7 protein-coding genes are annotated in these 12,388 nt (G+C 47.2%); 4 read left to right on the forward strand and 3 right to left on the reverse strand.

Features of this window, described 5'->3' with window-relative positions; all coding sequences use genetic code 11:
* Positions 1–5: 5 nt before the first annotated feature.
* From SDE_RS03465 to SDE_RS23255, 3 genes are all read left to right on the forward strand, one after another.
* Positions 6–368, forward strand: a complete 363-nt coding sequence (locus SDE_RS03465; RefSeq protein ID WP_011467131.1) for a DUF1304 domain-containing protein — start codon at positions 6–8, stop codon at positions 366–368.
* 331 nt (positions 369–699) lie between these two features.
* Positions 700–3,303 carry a glycoside hydrolase family 9 protein gene (locus tag SDE_RS03470; RefSeq protein WP_011467132.1) on the forward strand — a complete coding sequence of 868 codons (2,604 nt, stop codon included), beginning with the start codon at positions 700–702 and terminating at the stop codon, positions 3,301–3,303.
* Between the two features lie 579 nt (positions 3,304–3,882).
* Positions 3,883–5,559, forward strand: a complete 1,677-nt coding sequence (locus SDE_RS23255) for a cellulose binding domain-containing protein (RefSeq protein WP_011467133.1) — start codon at positions 3,883–3,885, stop codon at positions 5,557–5,559.
* 148 nt (positions 5,560–5,707) lie between these two features.
* On the opposite strand, the gene SDE_RS03480 is transcribed toward SDE_RS23255, so the two are convergent.
* Together SDE_RS03480 and SDE_RS03485 are read right to left on the reverse strand one after the other, a co-directional pair.
* Complete coding sequence (locus SDE_RS03480) at positions 5,708–7,726, reverse strand: OPT family oligopeptide transporter (RefSeq protein WP_011467134.1); 2,019 nt, start codon at positions 7,724–7,726, stop codon at positions 5,708–5,710.
* A 215-nt stretch (positions 7,727–7,941) separates the two neighbouring features.
* Positions 7,942–9,651, reverse strand: a complete 1,710-nt coding sequence (locus SDE_RS03485) for a carbohydrate-binding protein (protein WP_011467135.1) — start codon at positions 9,649–9,651, stop codon at positions 7,942–7,944.
* 428 nt (positions 9,652–10,079) lie between these two features.
* Between SDE_RS03485 and SDE_RS03490 the strand changes: the two genes are divergently transcribed.
* Entirely contained in the window at positions 10,080–11,171 is a 1,092-nt protein-coding gene (locus tag SDE_RS03490; RefSeq protein ID WP_011467136.1) for a polysaccharide deacetylase family protein, read from the forward strand.
* Here the strand turns inward: SDE_RS03490 and hemB are convergent.
* A complete protein-coding gene (gene hemB / locus SDE_RS03495) occupies positions 11,168–12,169 on the reverse strand; it encodes a porphobilinogen synthase (RefSeq protein ID WP_011467137.1) in 1,002 nt (333 codons plus the stop codon). The two genes, SDE_RS03490 and hemB, sit on opposite strands and share 4 nt — an antisense overlap.
* Positions 12,170–12,388: the final 219 nt, after the last annotated feature.

The following is a 12,388-nucleotide window of genomic DNA, read 5'->3' on the forward strand; positions in this document are numbered from 1 at the left end:
TGAATATGGACGTGTTTGCATTAGTTCTGTGTGGCGTTGTGGCCTTACTGCATATTTATTTTTTAGTGTTAGAGATGTTTTTATGGGATAAGCCCATAGGGCTAAAAACATTTCGGTTAACCCCAGAAAAAGCGCAAGCCACCAAAGTGCTGGCTGCAAACCAAGGTTTGTACAACGGCTTTTTAGCTGCTGGCTTACTATGGGGGATTATACTTGCTGACGCGGGCGCGCATATACGAATCTTCTTTTTATTGTGTGTAGTGGTGGCTGGCTTATACGGTGCAGCTACTGTAGGTAAAAAAATACTTTATATTCAGGCGGCGCCAGCGGCATTGGCATTGGCGCTTACAATTCTATTTTCTATCTAGTTTTTTATCGCGACATATATAAGTGCTTGGCTAAATTGGAGTAGCTAAGCAGGCGAGGTTAAGTAATCTAAGCCTATTCCTTCTTTTTAATCATCATTCTCCTAAACAATCTACTTAATGTGACTAATCTAGCCTAGGTGAGCACAAGGTGATTGCATGTTGATATAGAAACCATTTTGCGATGAGGGTTCAATGTTTTCTGCGACGCCCCTCGCCGTATTGCAAATTAGTAACTGGTAAACTCTCCCCTTCTTGTTAGCACGCATTTTCTTTGCGTGGTGGTTCTCAAGCTTTATCTAAAATATAAAAAATTAACTAAAGGAGATTCGCAATGAATCTTACTTCAATCATGTTTGAACAATCAGTAAAAAAAGTCGCTAAGTCAGCCATTGCCGTGGCAGTTGCTTCGGCGGTTACCTTAAGTGCGGCGCAGGCCGAGGTGGGTAACCCACGTGTTAACCAAGTAGGCTATATACCCAATGGTGCCAAAGTTGCCAGTTATGTTGCGCCATCAAATACGGCACAAACGTGGCAGTTACTGCGTAATGGCAGTGTGGTTGCAAGTGGCACTACAACCCCAAAGGGTACAGATGCAGCCTCGGGTGACAATATTCACCATATCGATTTTTCTGCGGTGAGTGCAACCGGCGAAGGTTTTAGTTTGCTTGTGGGCGGCGATGAAAGTTACCCCTTTGAAATTTCTGCCGACGCATTTACACCGGTTTTATACGATTCCATCCGTTACTTTTATCACAACCGTTCGGGTATCGCGATTGAAACGCAGTACACCGGTGGCGGTAACGGTAGCTACGCGGCGAATGCTCAGTGGGCTAGGCCCGCAGGTCACATTAATCAAAATGCTAACCAAGGCGATAATGCGGTGCCGTGTTGGTCGGGCAGTGGTTGCAACTACGCCTTAGACGTAACTAAAGGTTGGTACGATGCCGGTGACCACGGTAAATATGTTGTAAACGGTGGCATTTCCGTATGGAAGCTATTAAACATGTACGAGCGTGCCTTGCACATTAGTGGCAGCCAAAATAAATACGCCGACGGTACATTAAATATTCCTGAAAGCGGCAATGGCGTGGCGGATATTTTGGATGAAGCTCGCTGGCAAATGGAGTTTTTATTAGCCATGCAAGTGCCAGAGGGCGAAGCGAAAGCTGGCATGGTGCACCACAAAATGCACGATGTGGGTTGGACAGGCTTGCCACTAGCACCCCATGAAGATAATCGCGAGCGCGCGCTTGTGCCGCCTTCGGTTACTGCAACCCTTAACGTTGCGGCCACAGGCGCGCAGTGTGCGCGTTTATTTGACGAAATAGATGCGAGTTTTGCAGCAAGTTGTTTAACTGCCGCAGAGCGCGCATGGGATGCAGCCCTGCAAAACCCTAACGATGTTTACACTGGCGGCTACGATAATGGCGGCGGTGGTTACGGCGATGAAGTGGCGGACGACGAGTTTTTCTGGGCTGCTGCTGAGTTATACATTACCACTGGCGATAGCAAATATCTTTCAACCATTAACAACTACAATGTAACGCGCATTGATTGGGGCTGGCCAGATACCGAGTTGCCTGCGTTGATGTCGTTAGCGGTTGTGCCTGCTAATCACACCGCAAATTTGCGTGCGACTGCTCGTGCAAAAATTGTAGAAATTGCAGATACCCATGTCGCTACCAGTAATGCTGCCGGCTATTTAACACCATCGTCCGCGCTGGATTACTACTGGGGTTCTAACAATGGCGTAGCCAATAAAATTGCGTTACTTGGTTTGGCATACGATTTTACTGGCGATGACGTTTACGCGAAAACGGTGTCGAAAGCAGTTAACTATTTATTTGGTAATAATACCTTATCGTTTTCTTATATTTCTGGGCATGGCGAAAATGCTTTGCAACAGCCGCATCACCGCTTTTGGGCTGGGGCATTAAATGGAAGTTACCCATGGTTGCCGCCTGGTGCGCTTTCTGGTGGCCCTAACGCAGGGTTAGAAGATGGCGTTGCCGCCGCCGCGCTAAGTGCTTGTGTTTCAACGCCTGCCAAATGCTATATGGATGATATTGAATCTTGGTCGACCAACGAAATTACTATTAACTGGAATGGTGCATTGGTTTGGGCAATGGCGTTTTATGATGACTACGCCGATTCGGGTAGCGGTTCTAGCTCGTCAAGTTCTTCTAGCTCATCTAGCTCTTCGTCAAGTTCTTCCAGTTCGACTTCTAGCTCGTCGTCTTCTAGTAGTAGCTCTTCGTCGAGCGGCTCGAGTTCTTCTAGCAGCTCTTCCACATCCAGTTCCAGCTCTTCGAGTTCATCGGGTGGGGAGTGTGTAGAAATGTGTAAGTGGTATCAAGATGCACCGCGCCCTCTATGCAATAACCAAAACAGCGGTTGGGGATGGGAGAACCAGCAGAGTTGTATTGGTAGAACAACTTGCGAAAGTCAAAGTGGCAATGGTGGAGTGATTAATTCGTGCGGCACGTCTAGCTCGAGCTCTTCATCTAGCTCTAGCAGTAGCTCTTCGAGTTCATCCAGCTCTTCTAGCAGTTCTTCCACATCAAGCTCGTCGAGTAGTTCGTCTTCTAGCTCTTCTAGTTCGACTTCAAGTTCTTCGTCGAGCAGTTCAGGGGGCGTTGCAGGTGTGGCTTGTGCGGTAACCAAAATGAACCATTGGGGCAGCGGATATCAATTAGATGTAACAGTTTCTAATAATGGTGCTGCAGCGGTAAGTGGTTGGAGTATTGAACTCGATTTTGGTGAATCGCCACAGCTTACTGGTAGTTGGAATGCTGCTGTATCGGCATCTGGTAATACTGTATCGGCTACTAACATTAGTTGGAACGGTAATTTAAGCGCTGGGCAATCTACCTCTTTTGGTATGCAGGGTAATTCAGATGGTTCGCTGAGCACGCCAAGCTGTTTAGTTAAGTAACGAGCCCCTTTCTTGTTGTACCCCCTTAGCCCGCCGAGTTGCGGGCTTTTTTTATATTATTTTTAGAGCGCAAACACGTATGAATAAATTATTTTTGTGGCGACTTCTAAAAACGAATAATTTGTAGCGTAATTTCACCTTTATATGACTATAAATAGGTTGAAGTGTCGCGTGGTTTTTTCTTTTTTTAGTGCGCTTTATGAATCTATACAGTGCGGCTTAGTTAAATTAAACCAACTAAAGTGTTAACCATCTCTCGTTCTGCGGCTTGTGGTTGTAGTAGCGCTACCTTAGTATTTCGCCGCCGTTTTTAGGCCATTTGTTACAACAATAAAAATAGTTACATTGCTTATACTAAAAACATTAAGTCAAACTAAATGCTAGTTTAGAAGGTTATTTGGCAGAGTTTGCAGGTAACAGCTATCTAAATATTTTTCTCGATTATAATGTTCTTTATAACGTAAAAGCGATGAGTCCGTTTTTGGTTGGTGTGACTATTAGGTGCGGTGTGTATTAGTAAAAAATTATCAAATAATAAAATTAAAAAATTATAGCCATCATGTTTGCTGGAGAAAGTTTATGTCAACCCAAGGTAAACCTTGTTTAAAAAAATTGTGGCCGGCGTTAGCGCTTGCTGCTGCTGTAGCTAGTCCGAACGCATTTTCTGCGTGTGAGTATGTTGTATCCAATCAATGGGATTCAGGGTATTCGGCGACTATTAAAATTCATAACGATACAAATTCAACCATTAATGGTTGGAATGTGAATTGGCAATATAGCGGCGATAACCGCGTAACCAATTTATGGAATGCGGCGTATGTAGGTAGTAACCCATACTCTGCAAGTAACCTTTCGTGGAATAGCACCGTTGGTGCCGGTCAAACTATCGAGTTTGGTTTCCAGGGGGCCAAAAACGGCGGCAGTGCCGAAGTGCCCGTTGTTACGGGTGATGTGTGTAGTGGTGGTGGCAGTTCTTCTGGTTCATCATCTAGCTCTTCATCGAGTAGCTCTACAGGTAGTTCTACAAGCAGTTCTTCAAGTAGCTCTTCAAGTAGTTCCACAGGCGGTTCCACAAGCAGTTCATCAAGCTCGTCTTCTACCGGTGGCAATGGTGGTGCACAGCAATGCAATTGGTACGGTGAAATTCGCCCACTGTGTAACAATCAAGATAGCGGCTGGGGTTGGGAAAATCAGCAAAGCTGTATCGGTCGCGACACCTGTTCCAACCAAAGTGGCAATGGCGGTATAATTGGCGGTAGTTCTTCTAGCTCGTCCAGTTCTTCAACCGGTTCATCGAGCAGCTCTTCGAGTTCTTCGTCAAGCTCATCCAGCTCTTCTAGTTCAACGTCAAGCTCATCCAGCTCTTCTAGTTCAACGTCTTCAAGTTCTTCGTCGAGTTCATCATCTAGCTCTTCAAGTTCTACAAGTAGCTCGTCGTCTTCGTCTAGCTCATCGAGTAGTTCTTCAAGCAGTTCGACGTCTAGCAGTAGTTCTTCATCTTCGAGCTCTAGCAGTTCATCTAGCTCTTCAAGCAGTTCTTCTAGTAGCTCTTCTTCAAGTGGTGGCGGTGTTATTTTTAGCGCAGACTTCGAAAGCGATAGCGATAGTACACAGCCAGCAGGTTGGGATAATTTTATTGGCTGGCGTCAAAACGGGCCAAACCCAAATGGTTCGACATTTGCGTTGGTGGAATCAGGTCGCGCACACAGTGGTAACAACGCTGTGCACTTCAGTGGTGGCGCAAGCCCAGCTATGATTGCTCGCGCTTTGCCTGCAGATTTAGATACTTTATATGTGCGTGCTTGGGTGTATATGACTCGCCAATTGGGTATGAACCCCGGTGATAACCATGAAACGCTCATCGCCTTGCGTGGCTCTGCTGGCAATGCAAACAACGAAGTGCGTTTTGGTGAAATTAAAGGGGTAATTGGTACTAACGAAGTACCGAGCGATAACATTGCACCTACTATGGCAAGCTGGGGTGGTGGCCCTGCCTATGCATCAGATACTTGGCATTGTATCGAAGTGGCATTTTTATCGCAGCCAGCGTACGACACTGTAAATGCATGGGTTAACGACGCGCTTGTACATACTATTGATGAAGGCTCTGACTGGAACAATGGTGCCTTAGAGGCGGATTGGTTAAGTAATAAATACGTAGAGCTAGCCTTCGGCTGGCACAGCTTTAGCGGCAACGATGTAGATGTATGGATGGATGATATCGTTGTATCCACAACCCCAATCGGTTGCGACTAAACATAAAGTTTTAAATTAACATAAGGCTACTGCGTTAAATGCAGTAGCCTTTTATTTCCCCGCAGTACAAAATGTCCACTGTCCACTGTCCACTGTCCACTGTCCACTGTCCACTGTCCACTGTCCACTGTCCACTGTCCACTGTCACCTATCCCTTCCTTGCTTGATAATAAACAACGCCTGCCAAAGCCAATAACCCTGTTGCCCAAGCAAAGCTTGCTGTGTGTGCTAACGGCATTATAAATGCCGCGACTATCGCAATCGCAACGCCCATTAACGCTTCGCCAGTTATTAAACCAGAGGCAACAATTAAACTGCTGTTTTCGCGTTGTTGCTGTGTGCTTTTGTCTATTAGTTTGTTTTTATTTTTAAGTCTGTGCGCAATAAGGCCGCCAATAAAAATGGGTACAGATAATCCAAGGGGTAAATAAATGCCTACCGCTACAGCCAGTACGGGAATACGAAAGTTCGAGCCACGTCGCTTTTGAATTTCATCTAAAACAATAAGTACAACTGCGAGGGCAAAACCAATGTATATGAAGGTCCACTGTAAACCTGCGCCAAACATACTGCTGGCAAGGTCTTTCATTAAGCTGGCTTGTGGTGCAGACAAATAACTGCCTGTGGGATTGTTTTCGGCAGGGCGGCCAATGCCATAGCCTGCATCTAATATTTGCAAAATAAGTGGAATAATAAGTGCGGCCGAAGCTACACCAATTACTTGGAAAAGTTGCTGCCGCCAAGGTGTTGCGCCAACAATGTGGCCACATTTTAAATCCTGTAAATTATCGCCAGCTATGGCTGCGCCAGTGCAAACCAACGCCGCTAAATAAATAACGGCAATAGGCCCAAGCTGGCCCGCAAGGCCTTGGTTACCCATTAGCTGTAATAAAATAAAAGCAGATACCACTACGGTGGCAATTGTTACTCCCGAAACAGGGTTGTTTGAATTGCCTATTAAGCCGGCCATGTAACCAGCAACAGATGCGAAAATAAAGCCAAAAAACAGCATGAGCATGGTCATAACTGCCGCTATTAGTGCTGCGCTGTTGTAGCCCGCGAGTGCGTTATAAAACACTAGAAATAAGGGAATAGTTGCTGCCAGCGCAACCCATAACACATAGTGGATTGGGGTGTCGTGTTCGGTGCGTAATACCTCATTGCTGCCGGCAGCGCTTGCCGTTTTATAAGCCGCAATACTGGATTTCACCCCGGCAATAAGGGGCTTAGCTAAAGCAATGAGTGACCAAATGCCGCCTACCAGCATAGCGCCAACGCCAATGCGACGGTTTTGGCTCCACGCTTGGCTTGCAATATTGTTCCAATCTGTTTGGCTAAATTCACTGGTAGGGGTATGTGCAGCTATACCGCTTAGGCCCATTAATTCGTTGCTGTTTAGCCACCAATTTAGCGGCACGCCTATTAAGGTTCCAATCGCGCCACCTAAAAATATAAGCAGCGCAATATTTAAGCCTACTACATAACCCACGCCCACTAGCGCTGGGCTAAGTGCGAAACTACCCGTAAATAAAAAACTGCCAGCAAACCACGCTTTGGTGGTAGCCACACTACCGGCCAGTAAACCAAAGCCAGATTCGAATAATTTAAACAGGCCGCTAATACCTGCAGCTTGTAATAGGTTTTTAAAATCTTTTTCACGTGCGGGGTTGGTGTTTGTGGCCGCTTGGCTTTTGTCTGTCTCTACGCCGCCGGTTTTTAATACCTCTGCGGTAACTACGCCTTCGGGGAATTTTAATTGTGCTTCTATTATGAGTGCGCGGCGCAACGGCACGGTGAATGCCACACCTAATATACCGCCGATAATCGCGATAGTTACGCACGGCCAATATTGATAGGTATCCCATGCCTGCATCAATATAAGTGCGGGTACGGTAAATATCATACCGGCCACAAGGGATTCGCCCGCGGATGCGGCTGTTTGCACCATGTTGTTTTCTAAAATGTTCGAGCGCTTGAAGAGTCGCAATAGCCCCATGGAGGCTGCAGCGGCAGGGATAGATGCAGAGACGGTTAACCCAACCAATAAACCAATATACGCGTTCGCAGCGCCTAGCAGCATGGCTAATACAATGCCAAGCACAAGTGCTTTAATGGTTATTTCTGGTAAATCGCGGTGAGCGGGAACTAGAGGTGGTGGCAAACTCATGGCGGCTTCCTAAGTAGCATGGAATATGCGACTTAGGTTAGCATTTGGTGCTAGTAAAATCAGTACTTGTTAAATAAGTAGCCAGATAAACACCGCCCCATCAGGTGAGAAAAGCCTACAGTTCTCAGTAAACAGCTTACAAATACCCAGCTCAAACAATCCCTTTAAGCTGTCTGTAAGCCGTTAACTGTCCTCTGTAAGCTATCCCTTAACCCTTACTGAATCACCCGCACATAGTCAATGTAAAAACGTTGGGTAGTAAAGTTGGCGTGGTCTGGGTCGCCGGGCCAGTTGCCTCCCACCGCTAGGTTTAGCAGTATCCAGAAAGGTTGGTCGTAAACCCATTCGCCGTACTGTTGCACTTGCCATTTTTCTACGCTGTAGAAGTTGGTGCCGTCAACAAACCAGCGAATACCATTGGTATCCCATTCTACTGCGTAAACACGGTAGCCAGAATCAATGCTTGCACCGTGCTCCAAATGGCCGGTAATGGGCGTATTACCGCTGTAGCCTGGGCCGTGCAATGCACCCGATGTGATATTGTTGGTGCCTACGTGCTCCATAATGTCTAGTTCGCCACCTTGAGGCCAGCCTACATTATTAAAGTTGTCACCTAGCATCCAAAACGCTGGCCAAATACCTTGGGTACGCGGCAGCTTCATACGTGCTTCTATACGGCCGTATTGGAACGATTTTTTAAACCGCGTGTTCATGCGGCTAGAGGTGTAACCGCAATTGCCGCCCCACCAACATTGGCCACCGGTTTCTTTGCGGGCTTCGATAACTAACACATTACTACCGGCTTGCGGGTCGAACTGAATGGAAGCGTTTTGGCCGTCGGTGTAGTATTGCAATTCGTTGTTACCCCAGCCGCCGCCACCGGTTTCAAAATTCCAAACATCGCGGTTGATTGTGTCGAATTCATCGCGCCAAGTGATGTTGCCACCACCGCCACCATTATTGCCGCCGTCGCCACCGGCAACGACTTCTATCCAATTTAGGTTAAAGCCACTAGTACTAACAAAGGCGCCGAGCGTATAGGTTCCGGCATTAATGTTGGTGCTCAATTCTACGGTTTGCCAATTTTGCCAACCGCCAGTAGCGGGTATGTTCATTGTGCCAAGCACTTGGCCGCCGCCGTTTAAATCAAACGATAGTGCGCCGCCGTTGGGGCTAGCTACACGCGCTTTAATGATGTAGTTGCCGTTACTGGGAATAGATAAACCTTCGTAGGCAAGCCATTCGCCGTTTTCCATCCAGCCTATATTGTGGCCGCCGTTGGCATCGCTTGTGGTTTCTATATCTACACCGTCATTGCGATAGGCGCCGCCAATGTTTTCGGGTGTGGTGTCGGAGTAGTTGCTGTAGTCTTCCGCTTGAAAGAACGTGGCTGAACCGCCGCCATTGCCACCACCGTTATTAACGGGTGTGACTTCTATCCAGTTAAAGTTCCAGCCGCCGGTAGAGGCGAATACGCCCATATCGTAGGTGCCGGCAGTTAAAGTAACTGTTTTTGAAACGGTTACCCAGTTTTGCCAACCGCCAGTGTTGGGAATATCGAACTGACCCAGTGGAATAGAGCCTGCATTAAAGTCGACAGAAAGTGCACCGCCGCTTGCGCTCGCCACGCGTACATTAATTACATAGTCGCCGGTGGTGGTGATATTTACGCCTGGGTATACCAGCCATTCGTTGGCATCTATCCAGCCCACGTTATAGCCGCCGCCGTTATCATTGGTGGCTTCTATATCGACGTTATCATTGCGGTAGGCGCCGCCAGTGTTACCCGCGGTGGTGTCGTAGAAGGCGCTGTAATCTTCTGCTTGGAAGGTGGCAGCATTGACGCCTGAGGGTAAAAGTAGGGCGCAGCCTAAGCTAAGGGCTGCTGCCCACTTGGCTGGTGTGGTTTTGCATGTTTTTATCATTGTAGCCTCCATGAATGGAAGATGTGTTAACTACGCCACCGAGTGTGGGTGTTGTATTTAACGAGTGAGTAGCAATTGTGATTGATACCCGTGCTAGGCTTTATAGCTAGCGGTGGGCTCAAACATTGAACGGTTTATCGGTTTATTATGCTGTTACCGATTAACTGAAAATACGAAACTTTTGGCTCTGATGCGCCCCACTTAATGAGGCTGATAAACTGGCACCGTCTGGTTTTTAGTTCGGCTGCCTAGAAAAAGTTCGCACTTGGTACTGTTTATTGCCAATTGGCGTGCAAGTAGTAACGTGAGGTAAGCTTTGTTGGTGTACTGTGAATTTACTAACGCTCTGAATAGTTTTTCATAGCGAAGTTTTATAAGTAATATTTGGTGGGCTCAGTTCACAAATACTGGAAATAATTGAGGTGAATATGTTTTTAGCGCGGTTTATAAAGGTTGCATTTTGGCTGGTGTATAGTTGTTTTGTATGCGGTATAAGCGCTGGTACGCATGCGCTGGTTGTATTGCAATATCATCACGTATCCGATAAAACCCCCGCAGCCACATCAATAAGCCCCAAAGTTTTTGAAGAGCATCTCGATTATTTAGCAGAGAATAAATTCAATGTTATCTCAATAGAGGAGCTGCCAGACTTGTTGGAATCGGGCAATGCCTTACCTGATAGAAGTGTGATTATTACATTTGATGATGGTTACGAATCTATCTACACCACCGCTTACCCGCTACTTAAAAAGCGCAAATGGCCGTTTACGGTTTTTATAAATACCAAGCCCCACGACGAGAAAAACCCGCAATATATTCAGTGGGATGAACTGCGTGAAATGGCGAAGCATAAAGCGACCATTGCCAACCACTCCGATAGCCACCCGCATTTAATTCGCAAAGAGTTGGGGTTGTCTGTTAAAGAGTGGCGCGAATGGCGCATCGCGCAAATAGAATTTGCGCAAAAGCGAATTAAAAAAGAAATAGGTAAAGCGCCGCCTTTTTTTGCTTATCCATTCGGCGAATACGATGCCGAGCTTGAGCGCGAGTTGAAAAAAAGTGGCTACCTAGCTTTTGGTCAGCAGTCTGGGCCGGTTGCGAAAAATTCCAACCCGCAAAGCTTACCGCGCTTCCCTTTTGGCGGTGTTTACGGCGGGATGGATGACTTTATTACTAAAGTGTGGAGCTTGCCCTTGCCGGTGACCTCGGTAAAAGTACTCACAGAAAAAGGCGTACTTATCGATAACCCAGAATTACCCATGGGGGTGGATATTCCCGAGCTGGAATTGGTTTCGCCAATCGCGGCGTATATTCGAGGTATACAGTGTTTTGCGTCTGGCCAAGGGGCAATTGAAACCCAAGTGCAAACTAGCACCATACGCGTAAAAGCTAAGCGGCCTTTGCCGGTGGGGCGCAGCCGCTACAATTGTACCGCCCCAGCGGGCGGTGGCAGGTTTTATTGGTACTCAAGCTTATTTATTAAGCGCAAGCCTGATGGCACCTGGTACCAAGAGCACTAACTGTTTTGTTGTTTAAGTTTTTGCGCGGCGGTTTTGGCAAAGTAGGTAAGAATACCATCGGCCCCCGCGCGTTTAATTGCCATTAAAGATTCGAGAATAACCGCCTCAGATAGCACACCCGCCTGTATGGCTAACATGTGCATCGAGTACTCACCGCTCACTTGGTAAGCGAATGTGGGCACACCAAATTCATCTTTTACGCGGCGCACAATATCTAAATACGGCATGGCGGGTTTCACCATTATCATGTCGGCGCCTTCGTCAATATCCATCCGTACTTCGTGCAGGGCCTCGTTAGTGTTTGCCGGGTCCATTTGGTAGTTGAACTTGTCTGCTTTGCCTAAGTTGCTAGCCGAGCCAACAGCGTCGCGGAAGGGGCCATAGTAGGCGGATGCGTACTTTGCCGAATAAGCGAGAATTTGGGTGTTAATAAATTTAGCTTCGTCTAAGCTGCGGCGAATAGCGCCTACACGGCCGTCCATCATATCTGAGGGGGCGATGACATCGGCACCGGCTTCGGCACAGGTTAAGGCTTGTTGGCTCAAGGCAGTTATGGTCTCGTCATTTAATACGTAACCATTTTCGTCTACTATCCCGTCCTGCCCGTGGCTTGTATAGGGGTCGAGCGCGCCGTCGCAAATTACGCCCATTTCGGGGAAGCGTTCTTTAAGCATACGTACTGCGCGTGGCACCAAGCCTTCTGGGTTAAACGCGGCATCGCCGTTTAAGGTTTTTAAAGCGGGATCGATATTGGGGAATAGGGCAATGGCGGGAATATCCAGCGCCAATAGCTCTTCCACTTCGCGCGCGAGCTCATCGAGGGTTAAGCGAAACTGACCGGGCATAGAATCGATAGCTTGGCGTTGATTCTTACCGTCGATAATAAACAGCGGGTAAATAAAATCGTGGCTGGTTAACGTCGTTTCACGCACTAAATTGCGAGAAAACTTAGCGAAGCGATTGCGGCGTAAACGGGTTTGCGGGTAGCTGCGGGACATAACGTATTAACCTTTCAATTAACCAGTAGTGAGTTACAGTGTTTCGCTATTGGTTTGGTGTGTTGCTAGTGCACTTACAGTGGCTGCGAGTAAATGCCTGCGAAGTAAGCGCAGGCCATACGCAGTTAAAAAGTGCACGGCAAAAATAAAAACGAAGCATAAGCAATGCCGTGGCTGCCAGCAAGTAAACCGCTGGCAAGGCGCAAAAATATCATGTGC

Source organism: Saccharophagus degradans 2-40 (genome assembly GCF_000013665.1).
GTDB classification, from domain to species: Bacteria; Pseudomonadota; Gammaproteobacteria; order Pseudomonadales; family Cellvibrionaceae; genus Saccharophagus; species Saccharophagus degradans.